Raw genomic sequence first — 20,179 nt, forward strand, 5'->3', positions numbered from 1 at the left:
CCTTAAAACGCGTGGGCAGCATGGGCGCCCAGGCTCATGATGTACTGAACGAAGATCTGATTGTCGGTGACGCCCGGACGCGATCGGTCGCGCGCCAGTTGCAGGCGCAGGCGCGAGAATTCAGACGGGCTGTAGTCGAGCATGGCGCTGGTGCGCACCGGCGAAAAAGCGTCCAGCAGCGGCAAGCTGCCGGACAGGCCGATCGATGGCGTGCCGGAGGTGAGGCGGTCGTAACGCAGGCCGGCGCGCCAGTTCGGCACGAACTGATAGACGCCCTGCAGATACCAGCCCGACTGGGTGCTGTTGAAGCTGCCAGTGTCGGTGCCGTCGGTCAGGTTGCCCGTTTCCTTGCGGCGGAAGTATTCGCCCTGCAGCTTGAAGTTTTGCTGGGTCGCATTGCCGTTCGGCGCCCACTTGTAGATGGCGTCGGCAATCAACATGCGCGAGCTGCCGGTAAACGAGCCGATGTCGTCGAACTGGCGCTCGGCCGAACCGGTACGCAACAGCGACAGGCCGGCGCGCCAGCTGCTCGACGCCCCGATGTCGTCGCCGACGTGGGCGTACAAAGCGGCCGCGCCGATGCCGTTCTTGTTGCGCTCGTTGCCCGGGAAGCTGCTGCCGCTGCCCACTTCAACGCCGATTTCGACCAGCGTGTCGGTCGGCGCCAGCCAGGTTGCCTGCAAGCCGTCCGGCTTGTACTGGCCGCCGAGGAAGGCCTGGTACGCGAGTGGCGCGTCGACGAAGTCCCAGGTGTGGGCGTGCTTGTTGTTGAGGTAGCCGATCGAGGACAGGAAGCGGCCGGCCTTGACGTTGACGCCGCGGGCCAGGCCACGCGCCTGGACGAAGGCCTCTTCGACGCCGACCGTGTCCTCGCCCGACAGCGCAAACGTCAGCTGGCCGGAAAAGATCGGGTCGATGCTGGCCGACATCGTCAACTCCGATTCGCCCAGATTGAAGCCGCGCCGGCCTGGGCCGACTTCGCCGGCCGGCGGCAGGAAACCTTGCAGGCGATACTGGTCCGGATCCCGCGACAGGTTGGCGTAGGTGCCCCCGAGCACCAGTGCAATGCTTGGATTGAAGGCATTCTTGCCGGCCGGCGCAGCTGCGGCCACCGCGGCGGGCGCGGCCACCGCGGCTGCGGGCGGTGCCTGGCGGCTGGCCAGCGCCTCGTTCTGGGCCTGGGCAGCGGCGGACTGGGCATCCTGCAGGCGCTGTTCGAGCGACTGCAGGCGCGCTTCGTAGGACTCTTTCATTTCGCGGATCTGGGCGCGGATGGCGGCCAGTTCCTTGTCGTCGGCGGCCGATGCGGACCGCGGATTGAACAATGCGGCAGCGATCGCCGCACACAGTACAGTGGTTTTCAGCATGATGACAAACTTCCTCACAAATAGAATATGGCAACACGCAGCGCGGCAGCGCGCGGCGGCTCGAGTACAGGGCCGGTTCTATTCGAAGGAAGGTGGTGCGCGCGGCTGAAAGGCGCAGCGGGTGCGCGCGCAGCCGGGCTCGGTCGGGCTGGGGCCGGTGGCGCACGAGGCGCCGCTGTCGGCGATGAAGCAGCGTTGGCTACTGCCGATGCCGCCGGTGATCTGGGCAAAGCCGAGACACTTTTCACACGTCTGGTCCTGCGCGAAGGCCGACGAGACGCCGGCATCGTCATGCAGCCCGGCCTGGTGCAGCTGGGCAGCGCCGCCACCGTGGGTGCCGGCCCAATGCGTCATGCCGTGCGAAATCGCCATCTGCTGCGACAGCAGCAGCAACAGCGACAGCAGGATGCGGATGATCGATTGGCGGCTCATGGTGCCAATATTGTAATGCGATCAGCGCGCTGCTGCAGCTTTTTTTGCGCTGGCGTATTTTTCGAGGTAGGCCGGCACCTTCGCCGCGCTCAATTTATTGACCGACACCAGCAGCTGCGACTCGACTTGCCGCACGCCGAACGACTGGCCGAGGTGGCGGCCGATGTGGTTGAGCAGCTCGGCGCCAACCTCCGCATCCGACTCGGCCCGGTGAGCCGCGCTGCGAAAGCGGATGCCGAGCTGGCCCGACAGCAAGCCGAGCTTGTAGCTTGGCATGCCGGGAAAGATGCGCCGCGACAGCTTCAGCGAACAGACCAGCGCCTGGTGACCGGTCGCCATGCCGAGCCGCTCCGCCTCGGCCTTGAGAAACTTCTCGTCGAAGCTGGCGTTGTGGGCCGACAGCGTGTCGCTGCCGATGAACTCTAGCAGCTGCGGCAATACCTGGCGCACCGGCGGCGCATCGTCGACCATTTGCTGGGTGATGCCGGTCAGCGAGGTGATGAACGATGGAATGCGCGCATTGCAATTGATCAGCGAGACGTACCGTTCGGTCACGCGCCCGTCGACGATGCGCAGCGCCGCCACCTCGGTAATGCGGTCGCCCATCGCCGGCGACAGGCCGGTGGTCTCGAAGTCGAGCATGACGATCGGCTGGTCGAATACGCTCATGGCGCACCCGGACCGAATTTACGGACGGCATCGAGCGCCAGGCCTGAGCCGATGCTGCCGAACAGATCGCCTTCGACCTTGCGCGCGGCCGGCAACAAGGCGCCGATCCGTTCGCGCAGGGCGATCACGCCGCTCGAGCCGCCGGTGAAAAACACCGTGTCGACATCGCCGGCCGCAACGCCCGCATCGGCCAGCAATTTCAGCACCGTCTGGTCGACGCTGTCGATCAGGTGGCCGATGGCATCGTCGAATTCGTGCCGCTGCAAGGTGAGCGAGTGCGGCGGCGACAGGCGGTCGAGCTCGAGGCTGGCGCTGGCAGAGTCGGACAGCGCGATCTTGCCCTCCTCCACCTTCATCGCCAGCCAGTGGCCGGCGCGTTCGTCGATCAGGCGCTGCAGGCGGCTCAACTTTTCCGGCTCGCGGGCGTCGCGCACGACGTCGGCCAGCTGGGTCCAGGTTTTCTTGGTGTAAGCCAGATTGATGGTGTGCCAGGTCGCCAGGTTGAAGTAGTAGCTCGAAGGAATCTCGCTGGCGTTGGTCATGCGGCTGCCATAGCCGAGCAGCGGCATGACCGACGCCAGGCTCAGGTACTTGTCGAAATCGGTGCCGCCGATGTGCACGCCGCCAGTGGCGAGGATGTCGTCGCGCCGCTCGGCCTTGGCGGCGCGCTGCGGCGACAGGCGCACCAGCGAAAAGTCGGAGGTACCGCCGCCGATGTCGGCGATCAGCACCAGTTCCTCGCGCTCGATGCGCGACTCGTAGTCGAACGCGGCGGCGATCGGCTCGTACTGGAAGGCGACGTGCTTGAAACCGACCGCGCGCGCCACCTCGGCCAGCGTGTCTTCGGCCAGCTGGTCGGCGCTGCTGCTGTCGTCGATGAAAAACACCGGGCGGCCGAACACGGCCGAGTCGAACGCGTGGCCGGCGGCGTGCTCGCCGCGGCGCTTGACCTCGCCGATGAAGTGCGACAGCAGCATGCGAAAAGGCAGCGCGCGGCCGCCCACTTCGGTCTGGCCGTCGATCAGGCTGGTGCCGAGCAGGCTCTTGAGCGAGCGCATCAAGCGCCCTTCGTAGCCGGCCAGGTAGTCGGTCAGTGCCGCGCGGCCATAGCTGACTTCCTCGTCATCGGCGTTGAAGAACACCACCGACGGCAGCGTCGGTTTGCCATCTTCGAGCGCGAGCAAAGACGTCTGGCCTGGTCGCACCAGCCCCACCGTGGAATTTGACGTGCCGAAGTCGACGCCGCAAGCGTTGGCCATGTGACCCTTCATAGATTAAGGGGCGGTATGTTACCAGATTGAAGCGGACGCGGCGAATGGTTGTTGCTCAAAAGACGGATGTCAACAAGGGTTCGCTGTCAAGACGCGCAAATGCCAACCGTCGCCGTACTGACATATTATTTCATTCAGGCAATAATATAGGTTACACTTGCCGAATGACCATCACGCTACCGCCGCACAGCCACACCGTGGCCGATATCAAGGCATTGATCCGCCGCGAATCGCGGCGCGTGACGTCGTACGACGTCGCCATCGTCGCCGGCGTGTCGCAGTCGGCGGTGTCGCGCTGCTTCAAGCCTGGCGCCAGCGTCTCGAAAGCGACTTTCGCCCGCGTGATGCAGGCCGCCACCGATCTCGACTACACGCCGAACGCCGCCGCGCGCAGCCTCAATACGCGCCGCTCGAAGCTGGTCGCGCTGGTGGTGTCGCACATGGTCACGCTGCACTATCCGGAACTGTTGGCCGAACTGAGCCGCCAGTTCGCCCTGTTCGGCATGCGCATCTTGCTGTTTTCGCAGCCGCGCGGATCGGACCTGGGCGCGACCCTGGCCGAGGTGTGGCAGCACCAGGTCGACGGCGCGGTGGTCGCTGCGCATCTTTCCGGCACCCAGGCGGGCGAATTCGAACGGCGCCAGGTGCCGGTGGTGCTGTTCAACCGGCATCTGGGCGACGGCGGCGTCAGTGCCATCGTGTGCGACCAGGCCGGCGCCGCCCGTACACTGGCCAGCCGGCTGGCCGCTGCCGGCCACAGGCGTTTCGCGCTGATCGACGGGCCGGCGCGCTCGGCGATCGCGCAGGAGCGCATGCGCGGCGTGGCCGACCGGCTGGCCGAACTCGGCCTGGCGCCGCCGTTTCGCGTCAGCGGCGAACACGACTACGCCAGCGGCGCGCGCGGACTGCGCGAAATCATCGGACGCCTCGGCCAGGTGCCCGACGCCATCATCTGCAGCAACGACGCGATGGCGATCGGCTGCCTCGACACCGCGCGGCACGAATTCAAGATCGATGTCCCGGGCCAGCTGTCGGTGACCGGCTTCGACGGCAGCGGCCCGGCCGGCCGGCTCAGCTACAACCTGACGACGCTGCGCCAGCCGGTACCGCAGATGGCCCAGGCCACCGTGGAGATGCTGATGGACCTGATCGGCGCTGGCGGCGCAGCGCCGCAGCGGCGCACGTTTTCGGCCAACGTCATCGAAGGCGCCACCGCGCGCCTGGGGCCGGCGTGCTGAGGGGACAGGCGGCTGACTTGTGCAAGAGTTACGTCCGAACGATTCAAAAAGGCTAAAGACATCGCGAAGGCGGGATCCATACTTGCAGTGACCCTGCATCGGAAACAGGCCGGACCAGGCACCATTTCTGAAGAAACGTGCATCAGCATGCTAACGAAACCCAGCATCCATATCCCGACAGAGATTTGCCTCAAAGTGCTGCCGCCTTTCTCCGTTTTCACTGGTTTCGCTTCCTTTCTTATCGCGACAATCGGGATTTTGTCGACTTGTCCGGTAATACCTTCCGCGAATCGATTGGGGAACATCGATGCTCGCGCCGCCAGCTTTCAGGAAAATGACTGGTCGTGGTCATGTGCTGATTGGGGTACGCCACGGTACTTAACGGCCGCCATCCAAGTACGCTGCTTCTCGCCAAGTCTGCCCAGGCAATAGTAATCATGCCCGAGCTGATGGCCAGCTTCGATGCGCTCGATGTGTGATAGTCGATGTTTGATGGTAGCGCCATACCCATTTTGTCTTCAGCCCTGTCAAAATTGGTTTATGCTGACGCCTTGTCAAATCACAATAGACATTCAATGCGGCGTATCACCATCTCGGTCGATGAAGAGCTGGCCCAACAATTCGATCATCTGATCGAACGGCATGGTTACGAAAATAGGTCCGAAGCGTTCCGTGACCTATTGCGAGCTCGCATCGAGGAGGAACGTAAAGTTTCGCCCTATAAAGCGCTGCACGGCGTTGCCACCGTCACTTACATTTACAATTTTAATCAACGCGATCTCGCTGCACGGCTGGCCGCCCTACAGCATGACCACCACGATTTATGCGTATCGGCTACCCGCGTCATCCTCGATCACAATGACTGTTTGGAAACCGTTATCTTGCGCGGCAAGTTCCATGAGGTTGACGCCTTCTCTAAAGTGCTCATCGCTCAAAACGGCGTGCGACATGGCAGTGTGCACCTCGTGCCGCTGCAGCTGAACACGCCATCGCATGCATCACATCACCATCATCACTTCCTGCCAGGCTCCTGAGGTTAGAAGTTCGCGATCAGGTTGGCCCGGATCGCACGCGATTCGATTGGATGGAAATGCACATCGAACTTGCCTTCGGCGGCTTCGCCCGGCAGTCGTGATTCATAGGCGTAATCGATTGCTGAATCGCGCCGGTTGGTCAGGTTATACACTTCCACAGCCAACCGCAGCTTGGGCGAGAACTTATAGCCGACACGGGCGTTCACTGTGCCGGTCGCCTTTGAGCGAACGCTATCGTCTTCGATCAGCGGACGCGCCCCAAAATAGCGTAGTTGCAGCGCGCCGAACCACGGGCCGATGTTGTCGACAGTCAGTGCCAGTGAAGCGACGCCCTCAATGGAGCCCGGAATGTGCTGGCCAACGGGGTCGGCGTCGCGGTAACGGGTACGCGCATAGGCAACGTCGCCGTCAACGGTCAGCCACGATGCTAATTTGTAATAATTAGACAGCTCGAAACCTGTACGGCGGCTGGGCCGGCCAGTGTCGGCGGTTGACCCGGCGTCGCCGGCGAACAGCAACTCCGAGTCAGAATCGAGCCGATAAATCGCCAGGCTGCTCTGCAGGCCTTTGACAAATTCTGTGCGCGCGCCCAGTTCCATTCCGCGCGCGGGTACCAACGGCGCCTCACGAACGGCCGCGTTGTCCGGGTTTTTCGGGTCGACGCGAATGGTCGTGCCGCGCGCATCGTTACTGTGAAAGCCGCGCCCGAGATTGACGTAAAACTCCGTCTTCTCCCAAGGAGCGAAGATAAGACCAAGCTTAGGGCTTAGCTGCCGGTCGCTTGCCGTTCCTGAATTGAGGGCAAGATTACTGTCGACGTCGTTGTGATAGTCGTCACCGCGCACGCCGAGCACGCTACGAAACCATGGCGTCCATTTGGTGGCGTTTTGCAGATATATTCCCGCGCTACGCTGACGTACATGGTCCTGGCGCGTCGTTGCGAGCCGCACGCGCGCCTGGGTGTCGTACAGGCCATTATCGATATCGTCGCTTTGCAACTGCACACCAAATGTTGTCTCCGATGGATAGGCCAACAAGGTGTGCCGGCGTGAGTGGCTTGCGTTTAGCGCCACAGTAATGCGCCTGTCTGGCTGGCTGAACTGGTCGCCAGTGTCCGGATGGTCCAGGAAATACGTGAAGTTCGAGTACAGATCAAGCTGGTTGTTGAGAAGGTAGGCCTGCACTTTTGTGGAGGCATCATCGACCGCGCCTATCCATGATCCCGAGAAACTGTAGCGATGAGCCTTGCCGCCATCGGTCTTATCGATCGTGTCGAACCGGTTCTGCAGCAGACCACTGTCGATGGCACGTTGTGGTATCTGGTCGGTCGCATTCCAATGGGCTTTGTAGCCCATCAAACTGATGTTGAACCCGTTCGTCTCACTACCTTCGCTGTACCGGAGCACGCCGTTAATCTTGCGATATCCGTCTTTCTGAATGAAGGGACCATTATTGCGGAACAGCTCTAAGGCATATAGAAGATTTCCATTGCCAAGTTTGGGCGAGTCCGCAATCAAGGTGCGGGCGTAGCCATTCTCACCGATACCGATGCTGGCAATGCCTTGGGCCAGTGTATTGGTGTAGTTGACCGTCACCGCACCTGCCGAGGCGAAGTCGCCTTGCGCGGCACTATATGGGCCTTTCACATATTCCAGATACGACGCCAGCTCAGGAATCAAGAAATTAACGTCGGTCCAGCCTTGACCGTGGGCGTGCGTGCGCTGGTTTACCAGCATGCCGTCGATTGTGGTGCGCAAGTCTGTGCCGTGATCCAAGTTCAGACCGCGCAGATAAAACTGGTTTGCTTTGCCCTCGCCACTATGTTGACTGACAATAAGGCCAGGGGTCGCCTCCAACAATTCGCCGGGGCGATAAACGGTTCGCGCCTCAAGCTGCTTCTGCGGCACGACACCGGCGCTGGCAGCGTCGGCCGAACCTAACCGGGTCGGGCGCGAGCCCTCCACTACGACGGTGGGCACAGGATCGACATCGGTTGCCAGGACCGGTGAACTGAACAAACAGGCGAGAGCGATGCTCAGTGGCGTGCGTACGGCGCGAACGGTCATACAGTATCCGATCTATAAAATGTGACAAAGTAAGAAATCATCATACGCATGTACGTTGTTCACACGCCAACGGATTCATAACTTTCTATAAATATAGTTCTGCAAGAGCTCGATGGCGTCGCCGGCAGCCAACGAGACTACATTCTGTGGCTGCTTGCCGCCAGCGCTGCCCGAATCACCGATCCCGAGTCGATCCTCAACGGCGAGGCGATCAATGTCCTGGCCACGAAACTGCGCACGCCGCTGCGAGTCCAACTGCACCTGACCCTGCCACTGGAAGCGGGCTATCAGACCGGCGAGAAGCCCGTCCCGGCCGCGCTGGTGGAAACAGTGCTGTCGCGCCGGCTTAACGATCTGGAGCCTACCCTGACTCGCCATGGGTAAAGGCTGAAGGACATGGCCGAACAGTTTGACGCCAAGCCTGCGGAAATCCGCGCGCTGTTCAACAACAAACTGGAGCCGGCCCGCATTGCGGAGCTGCGCGACCGGATCATTGCCGCTGGCTTGCCAATCTGACCCTGTCCATGAAATCGGTTGCAGATAAACTTGGTTAGCGGCGATTGAATGCAGGTCGGGGCGGGTAAATGCAGGTTCATATCCAGCTTACGCTGGTTTGAGGTGGTCTTCAGCTGCATGATTGCTGACCGAGAATCGGCTGGAATGCTGGTCGGGCCCGTTTTAAATGCAGGTAACTACAATTAGCGCTGATGTTTTTTGCTGGCAGTCCGTGCAAGCTGGCGCAGCGCTCGGACGCCTGATCGCACGCAGGCGCGAGCGGTTATGCGACCGCTCACGCCCCCGGAATCAGTGGATGTGCAGCGTCTTGGCGCTGCCGCCGGCTTTCTTGGGCAAGGTCAGCTCAAGGATGTATTTGCTCCCTTGCAATAAAAGACCCTGGACTGGCCAGGCACTTCCCATCTTAAAAGCGCGATCCTTGGTTAATTTGACTTTTCTCAAGCTGCGCGGGCGAACTCATCGCGCTTTTCGCTGTCCACAGCCGGCGATCTGCGGCAGCGCTCAGGGGCCGAAAGCGCCGCCGGGAACGCCAGCGAAATGGCGCGCGAACCAAGCCACCGCTAAGGCGGCGGCAGCTTCGAGCGTGCCGCTTTCCTCGAACAGGTGGCTGGCGCCGGGAATGATGTCGATGCGCGCCTCGCAGCGCAATTCGGCCAGCGCCGCCTCGTTGAGCGAGATGACCTGCTGGTCGTTGCCACCGACGATCAGCAACGTCGGCGCGCGCACCCGTTCGAGCGCCGGCACGCCGGCCAGGTCGGGCCGGCCGCCGCGCGAGACCACCGCCGAGATGCTCTCGGGCAGCGCGGCGGCGACACGCAAGGCGACGGCAGCGCCGGTGCTGGCGCCGAACAGGCCCAGCGGCACGCCGGCGTAGCCGTCGACGCCGCGCACCCACGCGCACGCAGCTGCCAGGCGCGGCTGCAGCAGGCCGAGATCGAAACGCATGCGAAACTCGCGGTCTTCCTCGATGGTCAACAGGTCGGTCAGCAGCGTGGCGATGCCGGCCCGATGCAACTGCCGAGCGACGTAGTGGTTGCGCGGGCTCTTGCAGCCGCTGCCGCTGCCGTGGGCGAAGACGACGACGCCGATCGGGTTCGGCACCTCGCCGAAGATTCCTTCGAGCTGCACCGCGCCGGCGGCGATGCCGACCTCGCGCTCGGTGGCCGGCGTGGCTGGTCGGATCGACATCATGGTACTGGTCTCCTGAACGCGTTACGCGACAGCCAGGCGGCATCGCGCCAAGCTTAAAGAAACCAGTCTATCGGCCGATGGCCATTTCGCGGCTTGATCTTTATCAATCGCGCCGCGCTAGGCGCCGGAATACATCACCCGGTCCGCCTCTTCCTCGCGCGCCAGTGCGATCTCGCGGATGACGGCGCCGACGTCGGCCGGCGTGTCGGGTGCGGCGACATGGCCGGTCAGCGGCGTATCGGCCGTCAGCAGGCCGGCCTGGTAGATGTTCCAGATTTCTTCGCCGTACTGGCTGCCGATCAGCTCGGGCAGCACGGCGCCGAAGAAATTGGCCAGGTTGGTGACGTCGCGCTCGAGCATGGCGCCGGCCACCGAACTGCCGGCCGCATCGATCGCCTGCGGCAGGTCGATGATGACCGGGCCGTCAGCGTCGACCAGGATGTTGTACTCGGACAGGTCGCCGTGGATCACGCCGGCGCACAGCATCAGCACCACTTCGCGCAGCAGCGCGGTGTGGTACCGGCGTGCCAGCCCAGGCGTCAGCGGCACGTCGTTCAGGCGCGGCGCGGCGTTGCCGTCGGCGCCGGTGACCAGTTCCATCAGCAGCACGCCTTCGAAGCAGACGTACGGCGTCGGCACGCGCACGCCGGCCGCGGCCAGCCGGTACAGCGCGTCGACTTCGGCGTTCTGCCACACTTCCTCGGCCATCTTGCGGCCGTAGCGGGTCCCCTTTTCCATCGCCCGCGCCTGGCGGCTGTTCTTGACGCGCCGGCCTTCCTGGTACGCGACGGCCTGGTGGAAACTGCGCTCGTTTGCCTCCTTGTATACCTTGGCGCAGCGCACGTCGTCGCCGCTGCGCACCACGTAGACAATCGCTTCCTTGCCGCTCATGAGCTGGCGCGACACTTCGTCGATGAGGCCTTCGTCGACCAGGCTCTGTAGTCTTTTCGGTGTTTTCATGGATGGTGCGTGCAACGGCGCGTGGCAACCGTCGCTAACTTAATTTCCGGTGATGGGGTGGACTGGCCGGATGGCCGCCCAGCGTAACGAGCATTTTAACTCAGCGCCGGACTCGCCACGCCATACGCAGCCTCAAATTGCCCGCCGGCAAGCGCCTTAGAGATCGTTGCGCACGGTTGACGACATTTCACTAAAAGAATCAATGCCAAAGTAAATTTTCGGGATGCACACCCGCTAGGGTCAGCCATTTCATCGGCCGGCATCGGCCTGTCAATCACCACGACAATATGAAGCCAAACAAACTCCTGCCTGTCTTGCGTTCCGCGCGGCTGAGCAGATTCTACGGGGAACCGAATGAGTACGAATGACAGCAGCAACCGGATCAGCGCATTGATTGAGCAGCAGCAGGCAGCAATTCAGGCGGACTGGATCGCCAACCTCAAAAAAGTGATGGTACGCAGCGATGCCAGCTCCGAAGAGCAGCGCAAGCGCCATTGCAGCCAGTTCCTCGCCCTCCTTGCGCAGGCCACCCGCACCGGCGGCACCGACGACATCGACAGCCGCTCATGGGACGAAATTCGCGACATGCTGACCGAAATCTCGGCCGCGCGCGCCAAGCAGGGTTCGACCCCGAGCGAGACGGCAACTTTCATCTTCTCGCTGAAGCAATCGCTGTTCGGCACCATGCGCAACGAGCTCGGCAACGAGCCGGAGGCGCTGGCCGCCGCGCTGTGGAGCATCAGCACGCTGCTCGACAAGCTGGCCCTGTTTACGATCGAAGTATTCCAGAAGAGCCGCGACCAGATCATCGTGCGCCAGCAGCAGGAACTGCTCGAGCTGTCGACCCCGGTCGTGAAGCTGTGGCAAGACATCCTGGCGTTGCCGCTGATCGGCACGCTCGACAGCGCGCGCACCCAGGTGGTCATGGAAAGCCTGCTGCAAAAGATCGTTGACACCGGCGCCGCGATTGCCATCATCGACATCACCGGCGTGCCGACGGTCGACACGCTGGTCGCCCAGCACCTGATGAAAACCATCGCCGCGGCGCGACTGATGGGCGCCGACTGCATCATCAGCGGCATTCGCCCGCAGATTGCGCAAACCATCGTTCACCTGGGCGTGAACCTGGAAGACGTCGTCACCAAGGCCACGCTGGCCGACGCCTTCGTCGTCGCACTGGCACGGGTCGGCGCTTCGATCACACGCGCTTAAGGAATCACCATGGAACGTATTCCGATTCTGCGCATCGGCGACCTGCTGCTGGTGACGATCCAGGTCGACATGCACGACCGCCTGGCGCTTTCGTTGCAGGATGACCTGACCGAACGCATCGTCAGCGACGAGGCCAAGGGCGTGCTGATCGATATTTCGGCGCTCGACCTGGTCGACTCCTTTATCGGCCGCATGATCAGCAACACGGCGTCGATGGCGAGGGTGCTCGATGCCCAGACCGTGCTGGTGGGCATGCAGCCGGCGGTGGCGATCACGCTCGTCGAGCTGGGCTTGACATTGCCGGGCGTGAAAACGGCGCTGAACGTCGAACGCGGGATGGCGCTGCTCGGGAAGAGCTATTTGAAATGAGCGACCGTTCCGCGCCGTATACCACCGTGCGCTACGTATCGCCACTGTTGGAACCGGGCGCAGGGGTGACATCGCACAGCGTGATGCCGCTCACGACCGACGAGCAAGTCGTCGCGCTGCGCCGGGTGGTGCGCGAACGCGCCATCGAGCTTAAACTGAGCCTGGTCGACCAGACCAAGCTGGTGACGGCGGCGAGCGAACTGTCGCGCAACACCATCAAGTACGGCGGCGGCGGCGAAGTGCACGTTGTTTGCCTGGCCGACGGCTTTCGCCACGGCGTGCGGCTGGCGTTCGCCGACGACGGCCCCGGGATCGCCGACCTGGGCCTGGCGCTGACCGACGGCTACACCACCGGCGGCGGCCTGGGCCTGGGCCTGGGCCTGTCCGGCGCCAAGCGCCTGGTCGACGAGTTCGAAATTGATACCGAGCATGGGGAAGGCACCGTCGTTGTGATCGTAAAATGGAAACGTTAATCAGTTCGCTGCAATCGCATCATGCGTTCGCCATCAGCCATTCCAGCGATATCGCCGCGGCGCGCCGCGCCGGCCAGCGCATCGCCGACGAAATCGGCCTGGACGAGACGCGCTCCGGCCGCGTGGCGCTGTTGATCAGCGAAGCTGCCAGCAACATCCTCAAGCACGCCGGCGAGGGCCGACTGTTCCTGTCGCAGGCGTGTGTGGGCCAGGTGCGCGGCATCGACGTGCTCGCGTTCGACCGCGGACCGGGCATCGCCAACCTGTCGAACGCGCTGCAAGATGGCGTGTCCAGTGTCGGCACCGCCGGCACCGGGCTGGGGGCGATGCGGCGCCAGGCCGACGAGTTCGACGCCTACGCGCCGCGCGACAAGGGCGCCGCGTTCTTCATGCGGCTGTGGAACGGCGATGCGCCGCCCGACAAGCTGGCAGTGGGCGCCGTGTGCATCCCGATCGCCAGCGAAGACGAATGCGGCGACGCCTGGGCGATTGCCGAGTTGCGCGGCGGCGTGAGCCTGATGGCGGTCGATGGCCTCGGCCATGGCGCCGATGCGGCGACGGCGGCGCGCACCGCGCTGGCGGCGCTGGCGGCGCGCCCGGCGCTTGGTCCGGCCGCCCAGATTGACCACTGCCACCTGGCCATGCGCGCCACCCGCGGCGCGGCGCCGAGCGGTTGGCGCTGCAAAGCGGCGCCGAGCCGGACGTGCTGGGCAAGCAGTTCGACACCGCCATCATCACCGCGCGGCGCCTGATGGACAGCTGCGAAGTGAGCTACCAGGCCGACCATGCGCTGACGGTGTCGATGATAAAAGCGCTGCAGCCGGGCCAGCCGGTCGATCCCGACCACCTGGCCGCGCTGGGCGCACAGCTGGCGGCAAGTCCGGCGGCCACCAGCTTTTCGGAAGTACAGCAGCAAAACCAGGAACTGGCCGGCGCGCTGGGCGAACTGCGCGAACGCCAGGACGACCTGCTGGCGCTGACGCGCGAACTGGAAGACACCAACCGCGGCGTGGTGGCGCTGTACGCCGAGATCGAGGAAAAGGCCGAGCGCATTCGCAAGGCCGACGAAATGAAGTCGCGCTTCTTGTCGAACACCAGCCACGAACTGCGCACGCCGCTGTCGTCGATCCGCGCACTGGCGCAGCTGCTGCTCGACCGCATGGACGGCGACCTCTCGGTCGAGCAGGAACGCCAGATCATGTTCATCGCCAGCGCCGCCAACGACCTGTCGACGCTGGTCAACGACCTGCTCGACCTGGCCAAGATCGAGGCCGGCAAGGTGCAGATCTCGATCGCGCCGATCGACGTCGGCAATCTGTTCAGCGCCCTCAAGGGGATGCTGCGCCCGCTGGCGCAGAACCCGCGGGTGGAGCTGCACTTCATCGAGCCGGCCGAACCGGTAACGTTCATGTCGGACGACCGCAAGGTGGCGCAAATACTGCGCAACTTCGTCTCCAACGCGCTCAAGTTCACCGAAGACGGCGAGGTGGCCGTGCGGCTCGAAGCGCATCCCGACCCGGACATGATCCGCTTCGCCGTGACCGACACCGGCATCGGCATCAGCCCCGATCACCTGCACCTGATCTTCGAAGAGTTCAGCCAGATCGAGCATCCGCTGCAGCGCGGCGCCAAGGGCACCGGGCTTGGGCTGCCGTTGTGCCGCCAGCTCGCCGCGCTGCTCGGCGGCCTGGTCGAGGTTCGCAGCACTGCCGGTGCCGCCTCCACGTTTACCCTGACACTTCCCCGTCGTTCCGCACTCCAGCCAGAACGGACAGCATGACATGAACCAAGACATCCTGATCCTCAACGTCGACGACAATGACGGCGCGCGCTACGTCAAGACGCGCATCCTGCTGAACGCCGGCTTTCGCGTCGAAGAAGCGGCCAACGGCACCGACGCGCTGTTGATGGTCACGCGGGTGGAGCCGGCGCTGGTGCTGCTGGACGTCAAACTGCCCGACATCAACGGCATCGAGGTGTGCCGCCGCATCAAGGGCGATCCCGCCACCTGCGACGTGCTGGTGCTGCAAACGTCGGCCGCGCTGACCGGGCGCGACGACAAGATCCGCGGACTCGAAGGCGGCGCCGACAACTACCTGGCCGCGCCGATCGAGGCCGACGAGCTGGTGGCCAACGTGCGCGCCCTGCTGCGCCTGCAGCAGACCGCGCCGACCTGAAAAACAGCGAGGAGCGCTTCCGTCAGCTAGCCGAGAACATCGACGACGTGTTCTGGATGTTCTCGCTGACCGACGGCGCGCTGCTGTACGTCAGCGCCGCCTACGACGCCATGTGGGGCCGCGACGGCGCGCGCCTGGCCGAAGCGCCCGGCGACTGGATCGCCAGTGTCCATGCGGACGACCGCGCCGCGCTGCTGCAGCGCTGGGAAGGCCTGCGCGAGCACGGCGCCTACGACGAGGAATACCGCGTCGCCCAGCCCGATGGCGCCATGCGCTGGGTGCGCGACCGCGCCTTCGTCGTCAAGGACGCGATGGACCAGCCGTACCGCATCGCCCGCATCACCAGCGACATCTCCGGGCGCAAGGCGATGGAAAGCCGGCTGCGCGCGGCCGACGAGAACAAGAACGACTTCCTCGCTACCCTGGCGCACGAGCTGCGCAATCCGCTCAGCCCGATCCGCACCGCGGTCGAACTGTTGGGACGGGCCGGACCGGATGCGGTGTCGGTGCAGGGCAAGGCGCGCGCGGTGATTATTCGCCAGGTCGACCACCTGACCCGGCTGGTCGACGACCTGCTCGACGTTGCCCGCATCTCGGAAGGCAAGCTGACGTTGCGCCAGGAGGCGGTCGAACTCGACGGCGTTCTGAAGGCGGCGCTGGAGACGGCGACGCCTGGACTGCAGGCGCGCCATCACGCGATCGAGGTGACGGCGCCGGCGCAGCCGCTGTGGGTATGGGGCGACGCGGTCCGCTTGGCCCAGTCGATCGGCAACCTGCTGCACAACGCGGCCAAATTCACGTCGCCGAATGGCGCCGTGCGGCTGGTGGTCGACGTGGTGGCCGACGGGATGGTTCACATCACGGTGCACGACAACGGCATCGGCATCAGCGCCGAAAACCTGCCGCGCATTTTCGACATGTTTGCCCAAGGCGCCTTCGCGCCGGACCGCGCGCACGATGGCCTCGGCATCGGCCTGTCGCTGGTGTCGACGCTGGTGACGATGCACGGCGGCCGCCTGACGGCCAGCAGTCCCGGCATCGGCCTTGGCAGCGCGTTCACGATCGCGCTGCCGCTGATGCCGGCGCCGGCTGCGGCGACGCCGGCATCAGCGCCTTCTGCCGCCGGATTGCAGGGCGCCGGTTCGGCGCTGTCGATCCTGCTGGTCGACGACAACGTCGATTCGGCCGAAATGATGCGCGACCTGCTGGTCGCGCTCGGCCACACGGTCGAACTGGCGCACGACGGCGCCAGCGCGCTCGCCTTGGCGGCGTTGCGCACGCCAAACGTGATGATCCTCGATATCGGCCTGCCCGACATGGATGGCGCCGAACTGGCGCGCCGCCTGCGCGCGCTGCCGGCACTGGCGCACACGCGCCTGGTGGCGCACACTGGCTACGGCGCGCCGCACGACCGCGAAAAAACCAGCGAGGCCGGCTTCGACTTCCACCTGGTCAAGCCGGTTGCCATGGCCGACCTGCAGGCCGCGCTGCGCGCAACTTGACTGTTACGCCATGCGCGCGGGTGACCAGCGGCCCAACACAGCGCTAGCGCGGTGCGACGTCGTTTTAGAGTTCCACCACGTGCGCGAGCCACCGCGCCACGGTCGCCAGTTCATCCGGCGAAAAGCCGTCGCTGAGCCGGGCGTTCAAATTCTCGAGTACCTTCGTGGCCTGGTCCCTGGCGCGCTGGCCGTCTGGCGACAGTCGCAGCCGCGTCAGGCGGCCGTCGTCGGCGTCGGCGAAGCGCTCGACCAGATTTGCCGCTTCCATGCGCTTCGACAGGTTCGTCGCAGCGGCCGGCGCAACCTGCAAAGCCTGGGCGATCTCGCCGATCGGCGCACCGTCGCGCTTGGCCAGTAAGAACAGCATCCCCACCTGCGCCGAACTGACGCCGTCCCACGCCCCCGGCCGCGTTTCTATCCATCGCTGCACCACGCGCTGCGCACGATTGAGCAGCATGACAAGGCGAGGCGGGTTCCGAACTTTGCTCATCTGCAGTGCGCCAGCAACCAGTTCCCGACCAGGGGCCACAGCGTCGCTTCGGCGCGCTTGCGAAAGAACCCCATATGCCCGATCGCAGCGAGTCCCGCTTCGGCAGGCTTAATCTGCCGCCGCTCCACCTTCGCGTTGACCAGCGGCGCCGTCAACTTGTCGATGGCGACGCGGTTGGCCCATGGGTCGTCCTCGAAGCCCAACACCAGCAGCGGCAGGCGCACCATTGCCATGCGGCGCGCCGCGTCCATTTGCGGATCGTCGAAAAAATAGTTGGGCATCGTCGTCCAGCGGCTCCACTGCTGCATGACGCCGCGCGGCATGTCTTCGCCAAGGCCGCAATACGATGTGGTTCGCTGGTCATGGCTTCAATATATCGTTAACGTGTTAACGACTTAAGCATGATGTGGACGCGAGCTCAACGTCCTTGTTTGCAGGCGCCTGGCTGGCCGTCAGTCGTGCTGGTCGAAGATGATCTGCGCCAGCCACGATTGCGCCACGCATTTTCCGGACCGCTCGTCCGTTTCGATGCCGCTGATGGTGACGGTGCCATCGCCCATCCAGCGCACCACCGCGTCGCGCAGCGGCGGCAGCACGTCCCTTCCATCGTCGGTGCGGCGCAGGTACGCCGTCGACACGCTGCGCCGGAACTGCTTGTCGTGCTGGTCGCTCATGCTGAGCTTCCCGACGTGCACCGGCATTTGTGTCACCGCGCGGTTGCGCGCCAGCGGCCGACCGCAATCCTCGAACATCTGAGCCACTTTCACCAACATGCCGCCGCCATGAAACACTGTATATAAACACAGTATAGCGTAATCGACTCAGTGCAGGTCAATCGCCGCACACAAAAATTATGGGGCGCCGAATATACAGCTCACTGCCGATGCATCGTCGGCGCGCTTGACCGATTGCTGGCCAGTGTCGCCACGGTCGGCTTCGAAGGCGCGCAAGGAATCGAGCGCCGGCGCCAGGCCTTCGTGCAAACACCACTGCACCAGGCTATCGAGCGAGCGCAAATTGTAGGTATCGTAAATGCGCGAGAAGCCGTCGGTCATCGCCAACAGCATCGATCCCGGTTCGGCCTGCGCGGTGATGCGGCGCGCCTGGAATGGGCCGCGCGGCGCTGGGCACAGCACCTGGGGCGCCGGCGCCGCATGCTGGGATTCGCGGCGCGAGCGCAGCATCGGCATCAGTGCCGCCATCCGGTGCGCCGGATCGGTCACCCCTGCCCGCTTGAGCCGTTCCATCTCGACCTGCAGCACCAGCTCCTGCGGGTTGCTGAACGGGTCGAGGTCGACGATTCGGCCGTCGGGACCGCGCAGGATCGCCTTGCAGTCGCCGAGACAGTACAAGTCGAGCGTGGCCCCGGCGGCGTGTTCGGTCACGCGCACCCACGTCATCGCGGCGATCGGATATGCATATAGCGGCATCGACGCGGCCTGCGCACGCGGGACAAATTGCGAGCGCATCGCGTCCGCCGCCGTCGCCACGCTGTCTTCCTGCGACCGGTCGGTGCGGATCGACTTCCGCAACGCCGAAGAAAACTTCGTAACGAACCAGACAACGTCGCTGCCATCCGGGTCGATGTAGTCGCGGTCGGCGACCGACGTGCCGCCATCGATGATCACAATATCGGTGCAATGCTCGCCATGAAAGACCGCCACCAGGTCCTCGTTATGGCCACCCGTCGCCGCTGATACCTGCTCAATTTTCATCTTGGTCGTCTTCGTGTGTGCAGCGCAGAATCGCCGAAAGTGGCAATCAGCGCGACTTGCAGGTGGATGTCATTGGCGTGGCCTGTTATTAAATGCGACCAACAAGACTAAAACGATATCACAGGGAAGAGCTAGGATGCCGATAAGTAAGACAATCTGTATTACCCCCGCTGGTGCGCGGTTAACCTATCGCCGCAATTTCATCGCCGTGCAACAGCGCGTGCGCTTGCGTGACATCCGACACGTTGCCGGCCGTGCCGATCAGGGTGTGCACGAGGCCCGACGCCGCGTCCACACCAAAGTGCGCTTTGAGCCCGAAGTGCCAGTCGTTCCCCTTATTGGAATGGTGCAATTCCGGGTCTCGTTTGCCGTCTTTGTTCTTGGTCGACGGCGACGCCGCGACGCGCGGTTAGTCGCCGCTCTATAATTCCACGGCTATCGGCCCTCTCGAATTTCTTCGAAATCGTCGCTGTTGCTTATGACCGCTGGCGCATGGAAGACCTATTAACGATGGCGAACGATGACGGCGTAACGCCGCCGCATATGTTTCATTTGGGCAAGTCTATAAGGATATGTAGGCCGCCGTCGAGCATTTCGAAGAATTGCTTTCGAATGGGCGGCTGGTGCATTCGAACCATCCGGTGTCGAATTGGTGCGCGAATTACGCAAGTTAAACGGCCGCATGGTTGCGCAGGTGTTTGGCCCGTCGTAATTTCTTGCCGGGTTTGGGGCATATTCGCGTTTTGGCGGTGAATGTAAATAGCGATTGAAGTTGCTCGGACCTGATTATGTTCTTGCCTCAGCGTTTCCCAGCACCATCCATTTTGGACACGGTCTCGTCTGTGCCATGGCGACTGCCAGTCGCGGGACCATGGCGGCCATATCAGCGCGGCGATTGAAGCGGTATTGGACCTCGGCGAGATAGCGCCGGGCGTACTTCGCAAATTTAAACGCGTGATGAGTTCCGGACAAGGCTGTTTTCAGGTTACCCAGCAAGACGTTGAGCCATTTGAAGGGCTCGATCTCCGTGCCCGCCTTGCCGCGTGGCGCAAGCACCACCTTGTGCGTGTATCCCAGTCGGCTGAGCACTTCGAAACCCAATAGTCCGTCCGACACCACGCAACTGCCGGGCGCCACGGCGAGCTTCGCCCAAGGCGTCAGCGCGGCGAACGAGAAGCCGGCGACCGGATCAAAGCGCACGCGTTGGGGCCGCCCTTCGCGCATTTCGACGGTGGCCACGAAGGCCACCTTGTTCGACGATCCGCGCCCTGGGCCACCTCCAACGCGTTCGCCGCCCAGATACGCGTCATCGACCCGGATATCGCCACTGAGCGGGCGATCGGCCTCGCGCTGGGCCATCACTTCCATCAGCTTGTGCTTGAGCAGCCATGCGGCCTTCCAGGAGACGCCCAGCTGTCGCATCAAGGCCAGCGCTGCGATATTCGTCTTCGACTGCGTCACCAGATAGATCGCCAAGTACCACTTCGTCAACGGCAA

General features: G+C 63.7%; 21 protein-coding genes and 2 pseudogenes. 10 read left to right on the forward strand and 13 right to left on the reverse strand.

Annotated features, from left to right (window positions below):
* Positions 1-2 precede the first annotated feature (2 nt).
* From ACP7DD_RS22930 to ACP7DD_RS22945, 4 genes are all read right to left on the reverse strand, one after another.
* Positions 3-1,367 carry a hypothetical protein gene (locus ACP7DD_RS22930; protein WP_426177219.1) on the reverse strand — a complete coding sequence of 455 codons (1,365 nt, stop codon included), beginning with the start codon at positions 1,365-1,367 and terminating at the stop codon, positions 3-5.
* A gap of 78 nt (positions 1,368-1,445) precedes the next feature.
* Entirely contained in the window at positions 1,446-1,799 is a 354-nt protein-coding gene (locus tag ACP7DD_RS22935) for a hypothetical protein (RefSeq protein ID WP_426177220.1), read from the reverse strand.
* Positions 1,800-1,820: 21 nt separating this feature from the next.
* The gene (locus ACP7DD_RS22940) at positions 1,821-2,468 is read right to left on the reverse strand and encodes a 3'-5' exonuclease (RefSeq protein WP_426177222.1); all 648 of its coding nucleotides are present in this window, start codon (positions 2,466-2,468) and stop codon (positions 1,821-1,823) included.
* On the reverse strand, positions 2,465-3,727 hold the full coding sequence (locus tag ACP7DD_RS22945; protein ID WP_426177224.1) for an Hsp70 family protein: 1,263 nt from the start codon (positions 3,725-3,727) through the stop codon (positions 2,465-2,467). The genes ACP7DD_RS22940 and ACP7DD_RS22945 overlap by 4 nt, the downstream gene beginning before the upstream one ends.
* A 176-nt stretch (positions 3,728-3,903) precedes the next feature.
* Between ACP7DD_RS22945 and ACP7DD_RS22950 the strand changes: the two genes are divergently transcribed.
* Positions 3,904-4,977, forward strand: coding sequence for a LacI family DNA-binding transcriptional regulator (locus ACP7DD_RS22950; protein ID WP_426177226.1), 1,074 nt, complete (start codon positions 3,904-3,906; stop codon positions 4,975-4,977).
* 575 nt (positions 4,978-5,552) lie between these two features.
* A complete protein-coding gene (nikR, locus tag ACP7DD_RS22955; RefSeq protein ID WP_426177227.1) occupies positions 5,553-6,011 on the forward strand; it encodes a nickel-responsive transcriptional regulator NikR in 459 nt (152 codons plus the stop codon).
* Between the two features lie 2 nt (positions 6,012-6,013).
* Here nikR and ACP7DD_RS22960 read toward each other — a convergent pair whose 3' ends face one another.
* Complete coding sequence (locus tag ACP7DD_RS22960) at positions 6,014-8,077, reverse strand: TonB-dependent receptor (protein WP_426177229.1); 2,064 nt, start codon at positions 8,075-8,077, stop codon at positions 6,014-6,016.
* Between the two features lie 396 nt (positions 8,078-8,473).
* Between ACP7DD_RS22960 and ACP7DD_RS22965 the strand changes: the two genes are divergently transcribed.
* Complete coding sequence (locus ACP7DD_RS22965) at positions 8,474-8,593, forward strand: phosphoribulokinase (RefSeq protein WP_426177230.1); 120 nt, start codon at positions 8,474-8,476, stop codon at positions 8,591-8,593.
* 501 nt (positions 8,594-9,094) lie between these two features.
* Here ACP7DD_RS22965 and ACP7DD_RS22970 read toward each other — a convergent pair.
* Complete coding sequence (locus tag ACP7DD_RS22970; RefSeq protein WP_426177232.1) at positions 9,095-9,784, reverse strand: dienelactone hydrolase family protein; 690 nt, start codon at positions 9,782-9,784, stop codon at positions 9,095-9,097.
* Positions 9,785-9,901: 117 nt separating this feature from the next.
* Positions 9,902-10,744 (reverse strand): PA4780 family RIO1-like protein kinase, encoded by an 843-nt coding sequence (locus ACP7DD_RS22975; RefSeq protein WP_426177234.1) that lies wholly within the window; start codon positions 10,742-10,744, stop codon positions 9,902-9,904.
* 354 nt (positions 10,745-11,098) lie between these two features.
* Here ACP7DD_RS22975 and ACP7DD_RS22980 point away from each other — a divergent pair, with 354 nt between their 5' ends.
* From ACP7DD_RS22980 to ACP7DD_RS23010, 7 genes are read left to right on the forward strand one after another with little or no spacing between them, the layout of a single operon-like run.
* A complete protein-coding gene (locus ACP7DD_RS22980) occupies positions 11,099-11,956 on the forward strand; it encodes an STAS domain-containing protein (RefSeq protein ID WP_426177236.1) in 858 nt (285 codons plus the stop codon).
* Positions 11,957-11,965: 9 nt separating this feature from the next.
* Positions 11,966-12,325 carry an STAS domain-containing protein gene (locus tag ACP7DD_RS22985; RefSeq protein ID WP_426177237.1) on the forward strand — a complete coding sequence of 120 codons (360 nt, stop codon included), beginning with the start codon at positions 11,966-11,968 and terminating at the stop codon, positions 12,323-12,325.
* A complete protein-coding gene (locus tag ACP7DD_RS22990; RefSeq protein WP_426177239.1) occupies positions 12,322-12,798 on the forward strand; it encodes an ATP-binding protein in 477 nt (158 codons plus the stop codon). The genes ACP7DD_RS22985 and ACP7DD_RS22990 overlap by 4 nt, the downstream gene beginning before the upstream one ends.
* Positions 12,786-13,550 (forward strand): ATP-binding protein, encoded by a 765-nt coding sequence (locus ACP7DD_RS22995; protein ID WP_426177241.1) that lies wholly within the window; start codon positions 12,786-12,788, stop codon positions 13,548-13,550. The genes ACP7DD_RS22990 and ACP7DD_RS22995 overlap by 13 nt, the downstream gene beginning before the upstream one ends.
* The gene (locus tag ACP7DD_RS23000; RefSeq protein WP_426177243.1) at positions 13,472-14,578 is read left to right on the forward strand and encodes a sensor histidine kinase; all 1,107 of its coding nucleotides are present in this window, start codon (positions 13,472-13,474) and stop codon (positions 14,576-14,578) included. Before ACP7DD_RS22995 ends, ACP7DD_RS23000 begins: the two co-directional genes overlap by 79 nt.
* Position 14,579: 1 nt before the next feature.
* Complete coding sequence (locus tag ACP7DD_RS23005) at positions 14,580-14,975, forward strand: response regulator transcription factor (RefSeq protein ID WP_426177245.1); 396 nt, start codon at positions 14,580-14,582, stop codon at positions 14,973-14,975.
* 56 nt (positions 14,976-15,031) lie between these two features.
* Positions 15,032-16,477 (forward strand): ATP-binding protein, encoded by a 1,446-nt coding sequence (locus ACP7DD_RS23010; protein ID WP_426177256.1) that lies wholly within the window; start codon positions 15,032-15,034, stop codon positions 16,475-16,477.
* A 64-nt stretch (positions 16,478-16,541) separates the two neighbouring features.
* Here ACP7DD_RS23010 and ACP7DD_RS23015 read toward each other — a convergent pair whose 3' ends face one another.
* The 6 genes and pseudogenes from ACP7DD_RS23015 to ACP7DD_RS23040 form a co-directional block, all read right to left on the reverse strand.
* Positions 16,542-16,934, reverse strand: a complete 393-nt coding sequence (locus ACP7DD_RS23015; protein ID WP_426177247.1) for a MarR family winged helix-turn-helix transcriptional regulator — start codon at positions 16,932-16,934, stop codon at positions 16,542-16,544.
* A 29-nt stretch (positions 16,935-16,963) separates the two neighbouring features.
* Positions 16,964-17,305, reverse strand: a pseudogene (locus ACP7DD_RS23020) (alpha/beta hydrolase); the annotation flags it as partial.
* A 114-nt stretch (positions 17,306-17,419) separates the two neighbouring features.
* Positions 17,420-17,740, reverse strand: a complete 321-nt coding sequence (locus tag ACP7DD_RS23025) for a hypothetical protein (RefSeq protein WP_426177248.1) — start codon at positions 17,738-17,740, stop codon at positions 17,420-17,422.
* A 78-nt stretch (positions 17,741-17,818) separates the two neighbouring features.
* On the reverse strand, positions 17,819-18,682 hold the full coding sequence (locus ACP7DD_RS23030) for a hypothetical protein (RefSeq protein ID WP_426177250.1): 864 nt from the start codon (positions 18,680-18,682) through the stop codon (positions 17,819-17,821).
* 184 nt (positions 18,683-18,866) lie between these two features.
* A pseudogene (locus tag ACP7DD_RS23035) lies at positions 18,867-19,085 on the reverse strand (transposase); the annotation flags it as partial.
* Positions 19,086-19,468: 383 nt separating this feature from the next.
* Positions 19,469-20,179 (reverse strand): IS1595 family transposase (locus ACP7DD_RS23040; protein WP_426177252.1); only part of this gene is annotated, 711 nt, incomplete at its 5' end.

Source organism: Massilia sp. TWR1-2-2 (assembly GCF_049897565.1).
Lineage (GTDB): Bacteria > Pseudomonadota > Gammaproteobacteria > Burkholderiales > Burkholderiaceae_D > JAFCUW01.